At 50.5% G+C, this 17,767-nt stretch carries 12 protein-coding genes and 27 tRNA genes; 38 read left to right on the top strand and 1 reads right to left on the bottom strand.

What is annotated here, in order from left to right; genetic code table 11:
- Positions 1–18 precede the first annotated feature (18 nt).
- From ACXAD4_RS03710 to ACXAD4_RS03560, 31 genes are all read left to right on the top strand, one after another.
- Complete coding sequence (locus tag ACXAD4_RS03710) at positions 19–966, top strand: ribose-phosphate pyrophosphokinase (RefSeq protein WP_146157111.1); 948 nt, start codon at positions 19–21, stop codon at positions 964–966.
- A 239-nt stretch (positions 967–1,205) separates the two neighbouring features.
- Positions 1,206–3,209 carry a bifunctional metallophosphatase/5'-nucleotidase gene (locus tag ACXAD4_RS03705; protein ID WP_475238760.1) on the top strand — a complete coding sequence of 668 codons (2,004 nt, stop codon included), beginning with the start codon at positions 1,206–1,208 and terminating at the stop codon, positions 3,207–3,209.
- 136 nt (positions 3,210–3,345) lie between these two features.
- Positions 3,346–3,936, top strand: a complete 591-nt coding sequence (pth, locus tag ACXAD4_RS03700; protein ID WP_317525284.1) for an aminoacyl-tRNA hydrolase — start codon at positions 3,346–3,348, stop codon at positions 3,934–3,936.
- A gap of 90 nt (positions 3,937–4,026) precedes the next feature.
- The gene (gene ychF / locus ACXAD4_RS03695; protein ID WP_107300566.1) at positions 4,027–5,118 is read left to right on the top strand and encodes a redox-regulated ATPase YchF; all 1,092 of its coding nucleotides are present in this window, start codon (positions 4,027–4,029) and stop codon (positions 5,116–5,118) included.
- Between the two features lie 304 nt (positions 5,119–5,422).
- A tRNA-Met gene (locus ACXAD4_RS03690) sits at positions 5,423–5,499 on the top strand.
- A 30-nt stretch (positions 5,500–5,529) separates the two neighbouring features.
- Positions 5,530–5,614: transfer RNA gene (locus ACXAD4_RS03685), tRNA-Leu, on the top strand.
- Between the two features lie 61 nt (positions 5,615–5,675).
- A tRNA-Gln gene (locus ACXAD4_RS03680) sits at positions 5,676–5,750 on the top strand.
- A 45-nt stretch (positions 5,751–5,795) separates the two neighbouring features.
- Positions 5,796–5,872 (top strand) — tRNA-Met (locus ACXAD4_RS03675).
- A gap of 32 nt (positions 5,873–5,904) precedes the next feature.
- A tRNA-Leu gene (locus ACXAD4_RS03670) sits at positions 5,905–5,989 on the top strand.
- A gap of 61 nt (positions 5,990–6,050) precedes the next feature.
- A tRNA-Gln gene (locus ACXAD4_RS03665) sits at positions 6,051–6,125 on the top strand.
- Positions 6,126–6,170: 45 nt separating this feature from the next.
- Positions 6,171–6,247 (top strand) — tRNA-Met (locus ACXAD4_RS03660).
- 32 nt (positions 6,248–6,279) lie between these two features.
- Positions 6,280–6,364 (top strand) — tRNA-Leu (locus tag ACXAD4_RS03655).
- A gap of 60 nt (positions 6,365–6,424) precedes the next feature.
- Positions 6,425–6,499: transfer RNA gene (locus tag ACXAD4_RS03650), tRNA-Gln, on the top strand.
- Positions 6,500–6,535: 36 nt separating this feature from the next.
- Positions 6,536–6,612, top strand: a tRNA-Met gene (locus ACXAD4_RS03645).
- Positions 6,613–6,644: 32 nt separating this feature from the next.
- Positions 6,645–6,729 (top strand) — tRNA-Leu (locus ACXAD4_RS03640).
- Positions 6,730–6,798: 69 nt separating this feature from the next.
- A tRNA-Leu gene (locus ACXAD4_RS03635) sits at positions 6,799–6,883 on the top strand.
- A 37-nt stretch (positions 6,884–6,920) separates the two neighbouring features.
- Positions 6,921–6,995: transfer RNA gene (locus ACXAD4_RS03630), tRNA-Gln, on the top strand.
- Positions 6,996–7,031: 36 nt separating this feature from the next.
- Positions 7,032–7,108: transfer RNA gene (locus ACXAD4_RS03625), tRNA-Met, on the top strand.
- A 29-nt stretch (positions 7,109–7,137) separates the two neighbouring features.
- Positions 7,138–7,222: transfer RNA gene (locus ACXAD4_RS03620), tRNA-Leu, on the top strand.
- A gap of 70 nt (positions 7,223–7,292) precedes the next feature.
- Positions 7,293–7,377 (top strand) — tRNA-Leu (locus ACXAD4_RS03615).
- Positions 7,378–7,416: 39 nt separating this feature from the next.
- Positions 7,417–7,491: transfer RNA gene (locus ACXAD4_RS03610), tRNA-Gln, on the top strand.
- 42 nt (positions 7,492–7,533) lie between these two features.
- Positions 7,534–7,618: transfer RNA gene (locus ACXAD4_RS03605), tRNA-Leu, on the top strand.
- A 58-nt stretch (positions 7,619–7,676) separates the two neighbouring features.
- Positions 7,677–7,751 (top strand) — tRNA-Gln (locus tag ACXAD4_RS03600).
- 42 nt (positions 7,752–7,793) lie between these two features.
- A tRNA-Leu gene (locus ACXAD4_RS03595) sits at positions 7,794–7,878 on the top strand.
- Between the two features lie 69 nt (positions 7,879–7,947).
- A tRNA-Leu gene (locus tag ACXAD4_RS03590) sits at positions 7,948–8,032 on the top strand.
- Positions 8,033–8,101: 69 nt separating this feature from the next.
- A tRNA-Leu gene (locus tag ACXAD4_RS03585) sits at positions 8,102–8,186 on the top strand.
- Between the two features lie 39 nt (positions 8,187–8,225).
- A tRNA-Gln gene (locus tag ACXAD4_RS03580) sits at positions 8,226–8,300 on the top strand.
- A gap of 42 nt (positions 8,301–8,342) precedes the next feature.
- Positions 8,343–8,427 (top strand) — tRNA-Leu (locus tag ACXAD4_RS03575).
- Between the two features lie 72 nt (positions 8,428–8,499).
- Positions 8,500–8,584: transfer RNA gene (locus ACXAD4_RS03570), tRNA-Leu, on the top strand.
- A gap of 34 nt (positions 8,585–8,618) precedes the next feature.
- Positions 8,619–8,693: transfer RNA gene (locus ACXAD4_RS03565), tRNA-Gln, on the top strand.
- A 57-nt stretch (positions 8,694–8,750) separates the two neighbouring features.
- A tRNA-Leu gene (locus ACXAD4_RS03560) sits at positions 8,751–8,835 on the top strand.
- Between the two features lie 198 nt (positions 8,836–9,033).
- Here the strand turns inward: ACXAD4_RS03560 and ACXAD4_RS03555 are convergent.
- A complete protein-coding gene (locus ACXAD4_RS03555) occupies positions 9,034–10,194 on the bottom strand; it encodes a 2-octaprenyl-3-methyl-6-methoxy-1,4-benzoquinol hydroxylase (protein ID WP_475238758.1) in 1,161 nt (386 codons plus the stop codon).
- Positions 10,195–10,325: 131 nt separating this feature from the next.
- Here ACXAD4_RS03555 and mtgA point away from each other — a divergent pair, with 131 nt between their 5' ends.
- The 7 genes from mtgA (at position 10,326) to ACXAD4_RS03520 (ending at position 17,666) form a co-directional block, all read left to right on the top strand.
- The gene (gene mtgA / locus ACXAD4_RS03550; protein WP_475238755.1) at positions 10,326–11,030 is read left to right on the top strand and encodes a monofunctional biosynthetic peptidoglycan transglycosylase; all 705 of its coding nucleotides are present in this window, start codon (positions 10,326–10,328) and stop codon (positions 11,028–11,030) included.
- 160 nt (positions 11,031–11,190) lie between these two features.
- A complete protein-coding gene (gene miaB, locus ACXAD4_RS03545) occupies positions 11,191–12,615 on the top strand; it encodes a tRNA (N6-isopentenyl adenosine(37)-C2)-methylthiotransferase MiaB (protein ID WP_475238753.1) in 1,425 nt (474 codons plus the stop codon).
- 78 nt (positions 12,616–12,693) lie between these two features.
- A complete protein-coding gene (locus ACXAD4_RS03540; protein ID WP_475242704.1) occupies positions 12,694–13,806 on the top strand; it encodes a PhoH family protein in 1,113 nt (370 codons plus the stop codon).
- Positions 13,806–14,270 carry an rRNA maturation RNase YbeY gene (ybeY, locus tag ACXAD4_RS03535; RefSeq protein ID WP_475238751.1) on the top strand — a complete coding sequence of 155 codons (465 nt, stop codon included), beginning with the start codon at positions 13,806–13,808 and terminating at the stop codon, positions 14,268–14,270. Before ACXAD4_RS03540 ends, ybeY begins: the two co-directional genes overlap by 1 nt.
- Positions 14,271–14,372: 102 nt before the next feature.
- Positions 14,373–15,245, top strand: a complete 873-nt coding sequence (corC, locus tag ACXAD4_RS03530) for a CNNM family magnesium/cobalt transport protein CorC (protein ID WP_475238748.1) — start codon at positions 14,373–14,375, stop codon at positions 15,243–15,245.
- A gap of 3 nt (positions 15,246–15,248) precedes the next feature.
- Complete coding sequence (gene lnt, locus ACXAD4_RS03525) at positions 15,249–16,808, top strand: apolipoprotein N-acyltransferase (RefSeq protein WP_475238746.1); 1,560 nt, start codon at positions 15,249–15,251, stop codon at positions 16,806–16,808.
- Between the two features lie 186 nt (positions 16,809–16,994).
- Positions 16,995–17,666 carry a lipid-binding SYLF domain-containing protein gene (locus ACXAD4_RS03520; RefSeq protein ID WP_475238744.1) on the top strand — a complete coding sequence of 224 codons (672 nt, stop codon included), beginning with the start codon at positions 16,995–16,997 and terminating at the stop codon, positions 17,664–17,666.
- Positions 17,667–17,767: the final 101 nt, after the last annotated feature.

Here is a 17,767-nt window from a genome sequence, read left to right as displayed (position 1 = left end):
CAACCTGAGGTTTCCACCGTGCCTGATATGAAGCTGTTTGCTGGTAACGCGACACCAGAACTAGCCCAACGCATTGCTGACCGTCTTTACATTTCTCTAGGAGACGCAACAGTTAACCGTTTTTCCGACGGTGAAGTCTGTGTTCAGATTAATGAAAACGTTCGTGGTAGCGACGTATTTATCATTCAATCTACTTGTGCGCCAACCAATGACAACCTAATGGAACTGGTTGTTATGATCGATGCGCTACGCCGTGCTTCTGCAGGCCGTATCACCGCTGTAATCCCTTACTTCGGTTATGCTCGCCAAGACCGCCGCGTCCGTTCTGCCCGTGTGCCAATCACGGCTAAAGTCGTTGCCGACTTCCTGTCAAACGTTGGTGTTGACCGCGTTCTGACTGTTGACCTTCACGCTGAGCAAATCCAGGGCTTCTTCGATGTTCCTGTAGACAACGTGTTCGGTAGCCCAGTACTACTAGAAGACATGCTAGCGAAGAACCTGGAAGATCCAGTGGTTGTTTCTCCAGACATCGGTGGTGTTGTTCGTGCTCGCGCTATCGCGAAACTACTAGACGACACTGATATCGCTATCATCGACAAGCGTCGCCCACGCGCCAACGTTTCTCAGGTTATGCACCTGATCGGTGACGTTGAAGGCCGCGACTGCATCATCGTTGATGACATGATCGATACTGGCGGTACGCTATGTAAAGCGGCTGAAGCGCTAAAAGAGCGCGGTGCCAAGCGTGTATTCGCTTACGCCACTCACCCAGTATTCTCTGGCAGTGCGCCACAGAACATCCGTGAGTCTGTGATTGACGAAGTTATCGTAACTGACTCAATTCCTCTAACTCAGGAAATCCAAGATACTGGCCGTGTATCGGTGCTAACCCTATCTGGCATGCTTGCTGAAGCTATCCGTCGCATCAGCAACGAAGAATCAATCTCGGCGATGTTCCAGCACTAATTCTGGACAGCCAAAGAGATCCAGCGCCCCGCCATGTGCGGGGCGTTTTTTTATCCACAAGAGAAAGATAAACCTATAAGAAATAATACAAAATGTGTTGATTTTGCTACCCGACCTTCAAAAATTAATTTAGGTAAATTAGTTAGAGTTCTAACTCAACTACAGATCACAAAATTTTGCTCGCCTGTTGTATATATTCCAGCACCTCTGTGACATATACCTACAACAAGAGACAAAACATGAAATTTACTAAACCACTCATTGTGTTATCGGTCGGTTTAGCCTTAGCAGGCTGTAACTCAAGTAGCTCAGACAATAAAACACTTCTAGATACCCCTTTTGATTTAACCATTGCTCATGTAAACGACACCCACTCAAGTTTTGACCCGGTAAAATCCAGCTTCAAAGTTGCTAAAACCAAGGTTTATAACGAATTTGGCGGCCACCCTCGTCTGCTCACTGAGGTTAACAACTACAAGGCCGAAGCCACTGAAAACAATGACAGCATTCTATTCCTGCATGGTGGTGATGCTTGGCAAGGCAGTGCTTACTTCAAATTGAACGAAGGCAAAATGAATGCAGATATTCTGAGTCAGATGGGCCTGGATGCAATGGCACTGGGTAACCACGAATTCGATCTTGATAACCAAAAATTGAATGACTTTATCGATTCCATCAACTTTCCGGTACTTGCTGCAAACATCGATACCAGTAATGATGCCGATCTAAAGGATCAAACAAACCTCAAGCCTTATATGGTTTATGCTTTTGACGGTAATACGAAAGAAGTGGTAACAGATCTTGATAACCTGCCGACAGATAAACATATTGCTGCTGTTTTTGGCTTAGTGCTTGATGATATGCCTAATATCGCACCAAATACTGGCGATATTATTTTCAAAGATATGGTGCAATCAGCTCAGGCAACCGTTGATATGCTCCACGCCAAGGGGATAAACAAAATAATTGCCGTTACCCATATCGGTAACGCGGTTGATCTAGATGTTGCATCTCAAGTAAATGGCATCGATCTGATTGTAGGTGGCCACTCCCATACACTGCTTGGCGACTTCACCAATCTAGGAATGGCCAACAACGGCACTTACGCCGAAATTGTCACCAACCCTGACGGGAAAGGCCTGACCTGCGTGGTTCAAGCTGGTGAATATGCCCAGGCTATCGGCAAAACAACCGTTGCCTTCAATGGACAAGGCGCTATCACCCGCTGTAATGGTAACAACACCCTGCTGAGTAACGATGAGTTCTACGATTCACCGGCCCGGGAGGAGAGCAATAAGTTCAGTGAACAAGAAACCGCAAGTGTCGTAAGCTTTATCGACGGTCAAGAAAATATTGCCGTTGTCGATGAACACGAAAAACTACGCCAGCATATTGATACCCACTACAAACCAGCAGTGGATGCAGCCTACGGCGAAATCATTTCAACAGCCCCTAGCGAAATCAAACACGAACGCCGCCCAGGTGACAACGGTTTCGACAAACATGGCTCAGATGTAGCCCCAATCGTTGCAGCAGGTCAATATTACTGGGCTGCAACCACAGAAGTCAGTAGCATTGCAGGGATTGAAGCTGACTTCTCACTTGTCGGTGCCGGTGGCGTAAGAACCGATATTGCTGCGGGTGATCTGCGTGAAGGCAACATCTCACTCGAGCTACTGCCATTTTCCAATTTCATGTCTATCGTGCCGCTAGAAGGCTCGGTCATCAAAGAGCTAATCACCAGCACTGTCAGCGCAACCCTGCCTGCAGGCTCTCACGCAGGTAAATTCCCTTACGGCGGTAACCTGCGTTACACCTTCACAGAAGACAATGCGGGTATCGACGGCACATTAACGTCAATCGAGGTTAACGAAGGGTCTCTCGATGCCCCGGACTGGGCACCATTGCAGGACGACACCACCTACAACGTTGCGATGAACAACTACAATGCAACTGGCAACGATGGCTGGACACCATTGTTTGAAGCCCAGAAAACGAGCTCCGGCCGGATTGACCTTGCCTATGTGAATGGCCAATTGACCGCATTTGCTGTCGAGCGCATTGAGGAAGATGACAATGGTAAATACAAAGTCATCTACAAAGATCAAAGCATCGACTGTGATGACTCGTCCTTTAGTTGCAATACCGATGCCCAAGCCGTGATTAATTACATCAAAGCGAACCACCCAACATTGGAGCCAATTAGTTACGAAACCGTCACTCTTGAGCGAGTAGAGCAGTAACGAGTTTCTATCAGCGACCTCCCCCATAGCTAAATGCCCTGCCATGTGCGGGGCATTTTTCGTTTAGATATCAATTTTGCCTATTTTGATATAACATAGCGCGCGATTTTACAGCCCCTAGACTTGAGAGATCAGTGTGAGTAACGATATTCGCCTACTTGTTGGCCTAGCAAACCCCGGTGCCGAATATGCCAGGACCCGTCATAATGCCGGTGCCTGGGTGGTAGAAGAGCTGGCCCGTATACACAATGTCAGTCTTCGCGAGGAAGCCAAGTACTTTGGCCAAACCGGCCGGATCCAGACCAATGGCCAGGATCTTCGCTTGTTGATCCCATCTACCTACATGAACCTCTCGGGTAAATCGGTAGCTGCACTGGCGAAATTCTTCCAGATCAAGCCAGAAGAGATCATGGTTGCCCACGACGAACTTGACCTGCCTCCGGGCGTCGCCAAGTTCAAGAAAGGTGGTGGCCACGGTGGCCACAACGGCCTGCGTGATATCATCAGCAAGATGGGCAACAACAAAGATTTCTACCGCCTGCGGGTTGGCATCGGCCATCCGGGCGACAAGAACAAGGTAGCTGGCTTTGTCCTAGGCAAAGCACCTGCCAAAGAGCAGGAAAATATCGATGCCGCAGTTGATGAAGCTGTACGTTGCATGGATATTTTGCTCAAAGATGGCTTAAACAAAGCCCAAAATCGACTACATTCATTCAAAGCTGTCTAAGCCGAATAGTGTAGCCAATACTGAATTTATTTTTCGGCAGCCGGTCTGCCGGACTGTTTTACCGAACAATTACCAAAAGGGTTTCAAACCATGGGTTTTAAATGCGGAATCGTCGGCCTGCCTAACGTAGGTAAGTCCACTCTTTTCAACGCCCTGACCAAAGCAGGGATCGAGGCAGCTAACTTCCCGTTCTGTACTATCGAACCAAACACAGGCGTGGTGCCAGTGCCGGATCTGCGTCTTGATGCCCTGGCAGCGATCGTTAACCCTGAGCGTATCCTGCCGACGACGATGGAATTCGTTGATATCGCAGGCCTGGTTGCCGGTGCGTCTAAAGGTGAAGGTCTGGGTAACAAGTTCCTGGCTAACATCCGTGAAACCGATGCGATCGGCCACGTTGTGCGTTGTTTCGAAAACGAAAACATCATTCACGTAGCAGGTAAGATCAACCCGCTTGACGATATCGAAGTGATCAACCTTGAGCTTGCTCTGGCTGACCTTGATACCTGTGAGCGTGCTATCCAGCGCCAAGCCAAGCGTGCTAAAGGCGGTGACAAAGATGCCAAGTTCGAGATCGCCGTACTAGAGAAAATGCTACCTACCCTAACCGAAGGTGGTATGGCTCGCTCGATTGAGCTTAGCAAGGAAGAGTTCGCAGCAATCAGCTACCTGAACTTCCTAACGCTTAAGCCAACTATGTACATTGCTAACGTGAACGAAGATGGTTTCGAAGATAACGAATACCTAGACATGGTTCGCGAGCACGCGGCAAAAGAAAATGCTGTTGTGGTACCTGTGTGTGCCGCTATCGAATCTGAAATCGCTGAGCTTGACGATGCAGACCGTGAAGAGTTCCTATCCGACATGGGTATCGAAGAGCCGGGTCTTAACCGTGTGATCCGCTCTGGTTACGAACTGCTTAACCTACAAACTTACTTCACCGCAGGTGTGAAGGAAGTTCGTGCTTGGACTATCCCTGTCGGCGCAACAGCTCCACAAGCAGCAGGTAAGATCCACACTGACTTTGAAAAAGGTTTCATCCGTGCAGAAGTTGTTGGTTACGATAACTTCATCGAGTTCAACGGCGAGAACGGCGCGAAAGAAGCGGGCAAATGGCGTTTGGAAGGTAAAGACTACATCGTTAAAGACGGTGATGTGGTTCACTTCCGCTTCAACGTTTAATATAGCCCAGCGCTTTTTACTGCTATCAAAAGCCAGCCATTGTGCTGGCTTTCTTTTTATCTGCCAGGTGGCAAGTACCCCGGCCCAATCCGCCTTAAAGATATACCCTTCTCACACGCGCTAAAACGCATAAAAGCAGATGTTTAGCACGGCAAACGCCCAGTTCGTCCAAATAAGCACCGAACAACCGGGTTTTTTCGAGATATTCAAAAAAACTATTGACGCTATTGGCTGGTATGAGCATAATGCGCCCCGTTCCCGACACAGCGGCCAGACAGGTAAGCTGCTAGGAAAACAACAAGATGGCTACGTAGCTCAGCTGGTTAGAGCACATCACTCATAATGATGGGGTCACAGGTTCGAATCCCGTCGTAGCCACCATCTCCTTTCTTCGGAATCGAGATACAATGTGCGGAAGTGGCGAAATTGGTAGACGCACCAGATTTAGGTTCTGGCGCCGCAAGGTGTGAGAGTTCAAGTCTCTCCTTCCGCACCATTATTCTTCGGTTGAGCTTTAACAGCTTGATTGAATGCAAGTCTCTGAAAAGAGCACCTGCAGGTCTATCGCCAAGCGGTAAGGCAACGGGTTTTGATCCCGTCATTCCCTGGTTCGAATCCAGGTAGACCTGCCATCTTTACAAGGTTGTTGATTACTAGTATAGTCGGCAACCCATGTTGGCTACGTAGCTCAGTTGGTTAGAGCACATCACTCATAATGATGGGGTCACAGGTTCGAATCCCGTCGTAGCCACCATCTCTCTTCTTCGGAAGCGAGAAACAATTTGTGCGGAAGTGGCGAAATTGGTAGACGCACCAGATTTAGGTTCTGGCGCCGCAAGGTGTGAGAGTTCAAGTCTCTCCTTCCGCACCATTATTCTTCGGTTGAGCTTTAACAGCTTGATTGAATGCAAGTCTCTGAAAAGAGCACCTGCAGGTCTATCGCCAAGCGGTAAGGCAACGGGTTTTGATCCCGTCATTCCCTGGTTCGAATCCAGGTAGACCTGCCATCTTTACAAGGTTGTTGATTACTAGTATATTCACCAACCCATGTTGGCTACGTAGCTCAGTTGGTTAGAGCACATCACTCATAATGATGGGGTCACAGGTTCGAATCCCGTCGTAGCCACCATCTCTCTTCTTTTGAAGTGAGAAACAATTTGTGCGGAAGTGGCGAAATTGGTAGACGCACCAGATTTAGGTTCTGGCGCCGCAAGGTGTGAGAGTTCAAGTCTCTCCTTCCGCACCATCATTCTTCGATTAAGCTAATGAGCTTAATTGAAAGCAAGTCTCTGAAAAGAGCACCTGCAGGTCTATCGCCAAGCGGTAAGGCAACGGGTTTTGATCCCGTCATTCCCTGGTTCGAATCCAGGTAGACCTGCCATATTTCAATCATTAGCATTAGCTGATGATACATGATGGCTACGTAGCTCAGTTGGTTAGAGCACATCACTCATAATGATGGGGTCACAGGTTCGAATCCCGTCGTAGCCACCATCTCTCTTCTTTTGAAGTGAGAAACAATTTGTGCGGAAGTGGCGAAATTGGTAGACGCACCAGATTTAGGTTCTGGCGCCGCAAGGTGTGAGAGTTCAAGTCTCTCCTTCCGCACCATCATTCTTCGATTGAGTCTTTGACTCGGTTGAAAATAACCAGAGAAGCAGCTGGCAACAGCACAAAAATGCGGAAGTGGCGAAATTGGTAGACGCACCAGATTTAGGTTCTGGCGCCGCAAGGTGTGAGAGTTCAAGTCTCTCCTTCCGCACCATTCTCTCTGGTATCAAGTCTCTGAAAAGAGCATCTGCAGGTCTATCGCCAAGCGGTAAGGCAACGGGTTTTGATCCCGTCATTCCCTGGTTCGAATCCAGGTAGACCTGCCATATTTCAATCATTAGCAATAGCTAATGATACATGATGGCTACGTAGCTCAGTTGGTTAGAGCACATCACTCATAATGATGGGGTCACAGGTTCGAATCCCGTCGTAGCCACCATTCTCTCCCTCGGGCGAGAAACAATTTGTGCGGAAGTGGCGAAATTGGTAGACGCACCAGATTTAGGTTCTGGCGCCGCAAGGTGTGAGAGTTCAAGTCTCTCCTTCCGCACCATCATTCTTCGATTTAGTCTTTGACTAGATTGAAAATAACCAGAGAAGCATGCTGGCAACAGCACAAAAATGCGGAAGTGGCGAAATTGGTAGACGCACCAGATTTAGGTTCTGGCGCCGCAAGGTGTGAGAGTTCAAGTCTCTCCTTCCGCACCATTCTCTCTCTGGCTTCAAGCCTCTGAAAAGAGCATCTGTAGGTCTATCGCCAAGCGGTAAGGCAACGGGTTTTGATCCCGTCATTCCCTGGTTCGAATCCAGGTAGACCTGCCATCATTTAGCTTAACGGTTATCTCGCGATAATTCGGTAAGTATGCGGAAGTGGCGAAATTGGTAGACGCACCAGATTTAGGTTCTGGCGCCGCAAGGTGTGAGAGTTCAAGTCTCTCCTTCCGCACCATCATTCTTTTATTGAGCTTCGGCTTAATGAAGAAAAAGTCTCTGAAAAGAGCACCTGCAGGTCTATCGCCAAGCGGTAAGGCAACGGGTTTTGATCCCGTCATTCCCTGGTTCGAATCCAGGTAGACCTGCCATCATTACACTTAACGGTTATCTCACGATATCTCGGTAAGTATGCGGAAGTGGCGAAATTGGTAGACGCACCAGATTTAGGTTCTGGCGCCGCAAGGTGTGAGAGTTCAAGTCTCTCCTTCCGCACCATCATTCTTCGATTTAGTCTTTGACTAGATTGAAAATAACCAGAGAAGCAGCTGGCAACAGCACAAAAATGCGGAAGTGGCGAAATTGGTAGACGCACCAGATTTAGGTTCTGGCGCCGCAAGGTGTGAGAGTTCAAGTCTCTCCTTCCGCACCATCATTCTTCGATTTAGTCTTTGACTAGATTGAAAATAACCAGAGAAGCAGCTGGCAACAGCACAAAAATGCGGAAGTGGCGAAATTGGTAGACGCACCAGATTTAGGTTCTGGCGCCGCAAGGTGTGAGAGTTCAAGTCTCTCCTTCCGCACCATTCTCTCTCTGGTCTCAAGCCTCTGAAAAGAGCATCTGCAGGTCTATCGCCAAGCGGTAAGGCAACGGGTTTTGATCCCGTCATTCCCTGGTTCGAATCCAGGTAGACCTGCCATCATTTAGCTTAACGGTTATCTCGCGATAATTCGGTAAGTATGCGGAAGTGGCGAAATTGGTAGACGCACCAGATTTAGGTTCTGGCGCCGCAAGGTGTGAGAGTTCAAGTCTCTCCTTCCGCACCATTATTTAAATTGACCATCTTAGATGTTCAGTTTGATGTTAGAGACAACGCTGAGTGATCAGCTACAATATATGCGGAAGTGGCGAAATTGGTAGACGCACCAGATTTAGGTTCTGGCGCCGCAAGGTGTGAGAGTTCAAGTCTCTCCTTCCGCACCATTCCTCTCTAACACGCTCTTATGAGCACCACTGCAGGGCTATCGCCAAGCGGTAAGGCAACGGGTTTTGATCCCGTCATTCCCTGGTTCGAATCCAGGTAGCCCTGCCATATTTTGCTTAACGTCATTAATGATTCATTGCTAAAATGAAGTTAGACGGTAAGTACGCGGAAGTGGCGAAATTGGTAGACGCACCAGATTTAGGTTCTGGCGCCGCAAGGTGTGAGAGTTCAAGTCTCTCCTTCCGCACCATATATAGAAACCCACCTTTTGGTGGGTTTTCTTATGTCTGGCACTTGGTTAACGAAATACATCGATATCCAGAAGGTTAGACAACAGTTTTTACAACCAACTCAATGATCGTATCTCTCTGGTTGTTAAGCCGAATGTTTTTCAATAAACATTCGGCTTTTTTCTTTGTGCCGCCTTTTGATTCACGAAGAAAGCCGACTACATCCCCATCGCGTATTTCAGTACCTTCTGCTTGATAGGCCCGGCCTGTTCGGCCAGCTTCAACCCAGCATTGCGCAGCAACTTCACTGGCAACAGATCATTACTGAACGTGGTGTAGAAAAAGTCCATACCACTTTGCATCAAGAGGTTATCTGGACGACGACGGCGTTCATAGCCCTTGAGTACCCGTAGTTCTGACCAGTCCTGTCCTGCTTTCTCGATTTCATGCAACAACACATCGACATCCTTGAAGCCAAGGTTAACCCCCTGTCCTGCCAATGGATTAATCGTATGGGCAGCATCACCCAGCAGTACGACACCAGGTTTGTAATATGTCTGGGCATGGCGGCGAGTGAGCGGGAAACGACCATGGTTCAGTACCTTGAACTCACCAAGCTCTGCCGGGAAATGGGCACTGATCTGTGCTTCCAATTGTTCAGGGCTCAACGCAGAGAGCTGCTGGATCCGGGATGGGCTGTCATACCACACCAATGAGGCCTGATGGCCCGGCAATGGCAGGAATGAGCGAGGTCCGTGAGGCGTGAACATCTGCCAGGTAATATCTTGTTGTGGCAAGGCGGTTTCGACATTGATCAACATACAGTGCTGGCGGTAATCCCATGCGGTGATACCGATGCCAGCCTGCTGGCGGACTTTAGAATTCGCACCATCGGCACCAACCAGCAAAGTCGCTTGGATTTGGCTGCCGTCTTCCAGCACAATCGTCTGGCCATTATCACTATCAATCGCCGAGACCATGCGGGCCGGGCATTTCACCGTCAAGTTCGGATAAAGCTCGAACTGCTGCCACAGTGCCAGCTGGATCACCCGGTTTTCGACAATATAGCCAAGACGTTCAAGGTGCATTTGCTCTGCATTAAAGCGGGTACGGCACTCCGGGTGCTCCCAGGTTTCAAGGCGTTTGTAAGGACACAGGCGCATAGCAGTGACCGCTTCCCACGCTCCTAGCCGCTCCAGCAATGAAACAGAATGCGGAGAGATGGCCGATACCCGCAAATCCATTGGCTGCGAGACCTCAAACGGGGCGGGTTGTACCCCTTCCAATACTGCAACAGATAACCCCTGCTGGGCCAAACCTATTGCTGTTGCCGCACCAACCATACCGCCGCCGGCCACAACCACATCAAACTGTTCCATTACGGTTTCCATTTGTTATGCTCAAGATAAAAGTTCAGCGCACACTGACGCGTTATTGCCTTTATTCTAACTAAATTTCACAGGCGCATCAGTGATTAATAACCGCGAACCTTCACGCAGGGATAAGATGGATGATCGGATTTATCAAACGTTGGCTGCTCAGGCTACTTTTGCTGGCTCTTGTGTTGCCCTTCCTGTTGGTATTGGCAGGCAAGTACATCGACCCGCCAGTATGGGGTTGGCAACTCCATCGCAATATCTTTCCACCGCAAGGCTATCCGCCTCGTGCTGCTCATCTATGGGTGCCCATTGAGGCTATATCACCCAATGCTCAACTCGCCGTCATTGCCGCCGAAGATCAACACTTTCCTGACCATCACGGCGTAGATATCAATGCCATTCTGACGATTATCAAGCAAACCGGCAGCGGAGGCCCCAGCCGTGGTGGCAGTACCATCACCCAGCAAACCGCCAAGAACCTGTTCCTGTTCCCCTCCCGCACATTCCTGCGCAAAGGGATCGAACTGTACTTTTCCCTATGGATGGAGATCCTCTGGGACAAGTCACGGATCCTTGAAGTCTATTTAAACGTTGTCGAGTTCGGGCCAGGACTTTTTGGAGTAGAAGCGGCAAGCCAAACCTTTTTCGGGATCCCAGCTAGCCGGCTTAGTGCCCAGCAAGCGGCCCAGTTAGCGGCGGTATTGCCTAACCCGTACCGGATGCAACCCGCCCCTATGACGCCGTATGTTCAGCAGCGCAGCCGCTGGATCCGCCAGCAGATGCGTCAGCTGGGTTTGCAAACCCTCAATAAACTCAAACCGGTAACGCCAGAATAAAAAACCACAAAATATTCGGGGTGGTGATGATCTAGTCAGGCAGGCTTTAAAGCAGTACAATACGCGGCTTGCTACCGCAGGCAGCCTGTTTTTTGGCTACCGAAGCGGTAACAAGCAATGTGAAATGCAATGAATAAACACTACGAGTGAAGAGTTAGACATGGCTAAGAAACTGCTTATCAAAACCTGGGGTTGCCAGATGAACGAATACGATTCATCGAAAATGGCCGATCTTCTTAATGCAGCCAATGGCTTCGAGTTAACGGAAGAACCAGAAGAAGCAGACGTTCTGCTGCTTAACACCTGCTCTATCCGTGAAAAGGCCCAGGAAAAAGTGTTCCACCAGCTTGGTCGCTGGAAAACCCTTAAAGACAAAAAACCTGACCTAGTGATCGGTGTGGGTGGCTGTGTAGCAACCCAGGAAGGCGACTCAATCCGCCAGCGTGCACCGTATGTCGATGTGATCTTCGGCCCACAGACACTGCACCGCCTGCCTGAGATGATCAAGCAATCACAGAGCGACCATGCGCCTGTCATGGATATCTCTTTCCCTGAGATTGAGAAATTCGACCGCCTGCCTGAGCCGCGCGCAGAAGGCCCGACGGCATTCGTATCTATCATGGAAGGCTGCTCTAAGTACTGTACTTACTGTGTGGTTCCTTACACCCGTGGTGAAGAAGTTAGCCGTCCACTGGATGACGTACTGTTCGAGATCGCCCAACTGGCAGAACAAGGCGTACGTGAAGTTAACCTGCTTGGCCAGAACGTAAACGCCTACCGTGGCGATACCCACGACGGTGAAATTGCGACATTCGCAGAGCTTCTGCGCCTGGTTGCGGCAATTGACGGCATCGACCGTATCCGCTACACCACCAGCCACCCGATCGAGTTCACCGATGACATCATCGAAGTGTACGAAGATACCCCTGAAGTGGTGAGCTTCCTGCACCTACCGGTTCAGAGTGGTTCGGACCGCATCCTGGCGAACATGAAGCGCCCGCACACGGCAATCGAGTACAAGTCGAAGATCCGCAAACTGCGCAAGGCGCGTCCGGATATCACTATCAGCTCTGACTTCATCGTTGGTTTCCCGGGCGAGTCTGATCAGGACTTCCAGGATACGATGAAACTGATCCGCGATGTCGACTTCGATATCAGCTTCAGCTTCATCTTCTCAGCGCGTCCAGGTACACCGGCAGCGGATTACCCGTGTGATCTTTCTGAGCAAGTGAAAAAAGAGCGCTTGTATGAACTGCAGCAACAGATCAATACTCAGGCTATGCGCTTCTCGCGCCTAATGCTGGGTACCGAGCAGCGTATTCTGGTAGAAGGCCCATCGAAGAAGAACGTGATGGAACTTCGCGGCCGTACCGAAAACAACCGTGTTGTGAACTTCGAAGGTTCACCAGAGCTGATCGGCCAGTTCGCCGACGTGAAAATCACCGACGTATTCACCAACTCACTACGCGGTGAGCTGGTACGCACTGAAGCGGAAATGGACCTACGCGTGGCCATGTCACCTGCCGAAGTGATGGAAAAAACACGCAAAGAAGATGAATTGGGTGTTGGCGTATATACTCCATAGTAAGACGCCCGTCTGAACAAAAGTAGGACGCGCCCTGAACCCTAGGCCGCCCGCAAGGGTGGCCCTATTGAGAGGCAAATCTTGAGCAAAGTTATTACTATTGAATTCAATCTGGAACCCGCCAATAACCAGCGCCTTTCCAGCCTTTGTGGCCCTTTCGACGATAACATCAAACAACTTGAACGCCGTTTGGGTGTAGAAATAAACCACCGCAGCAGCAGTTTCAGTGTGGTCGGCCAACCCCACACCGCCGAAGCCGCCGCCCATATCATCAAAACCCTGTATGTCGATACCGCCCCGGTTCGCAACACCATTCCTGATATCGAGCCTGATCAGGTTCACCTGGCGATCAAAGAGTCTGGTGTCCTCGAACAATCGACCGAGTCGAGCATTCCTTATGGCAAGGAAGTGGTGATCAAAACCAAAAAAGGGGTGATCAAACCACGTACACCGAACCAGGCCCAGTACATTGCCAACATGGTGCGCCATGACATTACTTTCGGTATTGGCCCTGCTGGTACAGGTAAAACCTACCTTGCGGTTGCCGCTGCTGTCGATGCCCTAGAGCGTCAGGAAATCCGTCGTATCCTGCTGACCCGCCCTGCAGTTGAAGCGGGTGAAAAGCTGGGTTTTCTACCGGGTGATCTAAGCCAGAAAGTCGACCCTTACCTGCGCCCGCTTTACGATGCCCTGTTTGAAATGCTGGGCTTCGAGCGTGTCGAGAAACTGATTGAGCGTAACGTAATTGAAGTGGCCCCACTCGCCTATATGCGTGGCCGTACCCTCAATGACGCCTTTATCATTCTCGATGAGAGCCAGAACACCACTGTCGAACAGATGAAGATGTTCCTGACCCGTATCGGTTTCAACTCCCGAGCGGTGATCACCGGTGACGTCACCCAGATCGACCTGCCACGTGGTGCTCGCTCAGGCCTACGCCATGCTATCGAAGTGTTATCTGATGTCGACGAGATCAGCTTCAACTTCTTCCAGGCTGACGATGTTGTCCGCCACCCGGTGGTTGCCCGTATTGTTCAGGCCTACGAGGTATGGGAGAGCGAAGATCAGAAGCAGCGTAAACTGACAGAACAGCGCCGTCGTGAAGAGCAGGCTGCGAAGCAAGCTCCGATTGCAGAAGCAGTTGCTGCCCCCGTTGCCACCCCAGAAGCAGAAACGGAAAAAACAAACTAATGGCGATTTATCTTGATCTCCAGGTTGCAACCGAAAACACCGACGGTATGCCTAGCGAAACTCAATTCCAGCAATGGTTAGATGCGGCTGTCACGCCTTTCCAGGCCGATGCCGAAGTCACCATCCGTCTGGTTGACGAGGAAGAGAGTCATGGCCTAAACCACGAATACCGTGGCAAAGACAAACCGACCAATGTCCTCTCTTTCCCGTTCGAGGCACCTCCGGGTGTTGAGCTGGAACTGCTGGGTGACTTGATCATTTGCCGACAAGTTGTCGAAAAAGAAGCCAAGGAACAGGATAAACCTCTACATGCCCATTGGGCACACATGGTTGTACATGGCAGTCTGCATCTGCTAGGTTATGACCATATTGAGGACGACGAAGCTGAAGAGATGGAAGGCTTGGAAACGGACATCATGCAACAGATGGGCTTTGCCGATCCGTATGCCGAAGAAAAGCGTTAACCTTTTCATGATATTGTTGTCAAACTGATACGGTACAATTTAAGCACCGTATTATTTCCCGTGGCACAGCCACTTAACTGAGAGAAGTAATTCTTACAAACAATGAACGAAGATAACTCACAAAATTCTGAAGGTCCGAGTAGAAAGTCCTTCTTTGAACGAATTGGCCAGCTGTTCCAAGGCGAGCCACAGAACCGCGAAGAACTGGTAGAAGTTTTCCGTGATTCAGAAGAAAACGATTTGATCGACCACGACACCCGCGACATGCTCGAAGGGGTCATGGAAATCTCCGAGATGCGTGTCCGTGACATCATGATCCCGCGCTCTCAGATGGTCACAATCGAGCGTTCTCAGAAGTTAGAGGATCTGATTGATTTAATTGTTGATGCCCAACACTCACGCTATCCGGTCATCAGTGACGACAAAGACCACGTCGAAGGGATCCTTCTGGCAAAAGATCTTTTGCGTTACCTACAACCGAACAGCGAACCGTTCGACATGGAAAAAGTACTACGACCAGCGGTAGTGGTACCGGAAAGCAAGCGCGTTGACCGCCTGCTGAAGGAGTTCCGTGAAGAGCGCTACCACATGGCTATTGTGGTGGATGAGTTTGGTGGAGTATCCGGTGTTATCACCATTGAAGATATCCTGGAGCAAATCGTTGGCGAAATCGAAGACGAATTCGACGACGAGGAAGAACAGGATATCCGTCAGTTAAGCAAGCATACTTTTGCGGTTAAGGCACTGACTACCATTGAAGATTTCAATGAGATGTTCCAGACCCAATTCAGCGATGAGGAAGTCGACACCGTCGGCGGCCTAGTTATGACCAGTTTCGGCCACCTGCCGACCCGTGGTGAAATCGTTGAATTGGCGGGCTACTCATTCAAGGTAACGTCAGCCGACAACCGCCGGGTTATTCAGTTGCAAGTGACCGTGCCTCACGAAGCACCACAACCGACGACAACATCATAACGAATGACGACAAATACCCTTAAGAAGTTGGGACAGCCATTGCTGGCTGTCCCAGCAGGTGCCTTGGCCACCTTATCTTTCGCCCCGTACCACCATTGGTACATTGCTCCCCTTTCCCTGTTTATTTTCCTCTACCTTCTCCAAAATCAATCCGTCAAGCGATCCGCCTTGATCGGTTTGCTGTGGGGGATAGGCTTATTTGGTACCGGGATCAGCTGGGTACATGTCAGTATCGCCAACTTCGGCGGGATGCCATGGATTGCCGGCTGGGGTCTGATGGCCCTGCTCATCGGCTACCTCGCACTCTACCCTGCGGTGTTTGGTGCCCTTTTCAACAAATTCAACCGGGGGCGCCCATTTCACCAGCTGATGCTGAGCGGCCCGGTGATCTGGCTCATCCTTGACTGGATCCGCGGCTGGCTGATGACCGGCTTCCCGTGGCTATGGCTAGGCTACAGCCAAATCGACAGTCCCTACGCCGGTTTTGCACCTATATTGGGCGTAGAAGGGATCACGCTCGCCATCGTAATCAGCTGCGGTGCTCTCGTCGCAGCGACTTACTACCGAAACTGGCGCCCGCTGCTCGTACCGGTGTTTATCTTGGCACTCGGCCTCTTCGCAGGCCAGAAGCAATGGGTCAAACCCGATACGGCCAATACCGTTGATGTCGCGATGATCCAGGGTAACGTGCCGCAAGAGATCAAATGGCTGCCAAGCCAGCGCTGGCCGACCCTGATGAAATACACCGATCTGACCCGGGAGAACTGGGGGGCCGATATCATCATCTGGCCGGAAGCGGCGATCCCTGCACTGGAAACCCAGGTCACCACCTTCCTGCAGAACCTCGATGCAGCTGCTCGTAACAACAACAGCACGGTGATCACCGGAGTGTTGGATCAAAATGAAGCTGGCGAGTTTTACAACAACATCCTGACGTTGGGCGTCAATGCGGTTGGTCCATACCAATACGAACAGGCCGAGCGTTACAGCAAGCACCACCTGTTGCCGTTCGGTGAATTCGTGCCGTTTGGTGATATCCTGCGCCCACTGGCTCCGTTCTTCAACCTGCCGATGTCATCGTTCAGCCGTGGTGATTACATCCAGCCGAACCTCGAGGCCAATGGTTACTCGCTGGCACCCGCCCTGTGCTATGAAGTCGCGTTCAGCGAGCAGGTACGCCGCAACGTCAATGTTGATACCGAGTTCCTGCTGACCCTGTCCAATGACACCTGGTTCGGCAAGTCCATCGGCCCGTTCCAGCATATGGAAATTGCCCAGATGCGCTCGTTGGAGGTTGGCAAGCCGTTGCTTCGGGCCACCAACAGCGGCCTGACCGGCATTGTCGATCACAAGGGTAAGATCATCGAGCAGATCCCGCAGTTTGAAACCGGGGTGTTGAGGGCTGAAGTCGTACCGACAATCGGTATGACGCCGTATACCACCCTTGGCAGCTGGCCGCTGTATATTTATATGCTTTGGTCTGTTGCCCTGTCTTGGATCCTGATCCGCCGCCAGGCAGGACGCTTCCGTGACGAGCAACCACAGATCAACTACCACGATTAACCCGCGTAGCAGCCAACGCTGAATATACGCTGACAATCCTCCCAAAAGGCGAAGGTAACCCCTTCGCCTTTTCATTCACCTTGTTAATATATTGGCCATATAACCAAGCACTGTGTATTCGAAAGAGCCACGGCACTTTCTGCAACTTGGAATAAAAACAGCACAACGTCTACTTGGGGAATGCCAATGAAATCGATCAACAAATTGTTCGCGATGCTATGTAGCGTCGCCATGCTCTGTGTCGCCACCGGCTCGGTAGCAAAAGAAGATCTTGAAACCCAAGCGGCCCTTACCCAGTTCCAGGCCGCCTCGCAAACCCAACCCTTTTTCCACACGGCCTATGGCTATGCCGTATTCCCGTCGGTCGGTAAAGGTGGTTTCTGGGTCGGTGGCGCCTATGGCAGCGGGACCGTTTTCAAAGACGGCCAGATCACTGGCCATGCCAAGCTATACCAAGTCTCTTTCGGCCTGCAGTTCGGCGGCCAGTCCTATAGCGAAATTGTCTTTTTCCAGGATAAACGCGCCTACGATCGCTTCATGAGCGGTAACTTCGAACTCGATGCCTCGGCTTCTGCCGTTGCCCTGACCGAGGGTGCCCAGGCCAATGCCGGCACATCGGGCTTCCGTGCCAGTGCAGGGGATAAATACGTCGACGCGGACTACACCAATGGTGTTGCCGTCTTCACCGTTGCCAAAGGCGGCATGATGGTGGAAGCCGCGATCGCAGGCCAGAAGTTCAGTGTCGAATCGGTAAACCACCAGTCTGCTGCTCAGCCAACACAGCTGCCGGAGCCGGTACAACTACCGGAAACCCAACCAACCACAGTGGTTGTTGAGACGGTAGAGCCACTGAGCTAAATCTGCGCGTATCTATACAGCTCACGGTAAAAAGCAGCACGCGATAAAAACGGGCCAGTTGGCCCGTTTTGTTATCTCTTTGTTTAATAATGGAAAGTAAA

It is taken from the genome of Photobacterium sp. AWH4_225, assembly GCF_056158405.1.
Note: the sequence above shows the minus strand (reverse complement) of the source record. Positions and strands in the feature narration are given on the sequence as shown.

Coding starts and splice junctions, on each gene's coding strand:
- ACXAD4_RS03555 (WP_475238758.1), bottom strand. CDS start 10,194: ATGGAACAGTTTGATGTGGTTGTGGCCGGCGGCGGTATGGTTGGTGCG.
- lnt (WP_475238746.1), top strand. CDS start 15,249: ATGACGACAAATACCCTTAAGAAGTTGGGACAGCCATTGCTGGCTGTC.
- ACXAD4_RS03520 (WP_475238744.1), top strand. CDS start 16,995: ATGAAATCGATCAACAAATTGTTCGCGATGCTATGTAGCGTCGCCATG.
- mtgA (WP_475238755.1), top strand. CDS start 10,326: ATGATCGGATTTATCAAACGTTGGCTGCTCAGGCTACTTTTGCTGGCT.
- ybeY (WP_475238751.1), top strand. CDS start 13,806: ATGGCGATTTATCTTGATCTCCAGGTTGCAACCGAAAACACCGACGGT.
- miaB (WP_475238753.1), top strand. CDS start 11,191: ATGGCTAAGAAACTGCTTATCAAAACCTGGGGTTGCCAGATGAACGAA.
- ychF (WP_107300566.1), top strand. CDS start 4,027: ATGGGTTTTAAATGCGGAATCGTCGGCCTGCCTAACGTAGGTAAGTCC.
- ACXAD4_RS03705 (WP_475238760.1), top strand. CDS start 1,206: ATGAAATTTACTAAACCACTCATTGTGTTATCGGTCGGTTTAGCCTTA.
- corC (WP_475238748.1), top strand. CDS start 14,373: ATGAACGAAGATAACTCACAAAATTCTGAAGGTCCGAGTAGAAAGTCC.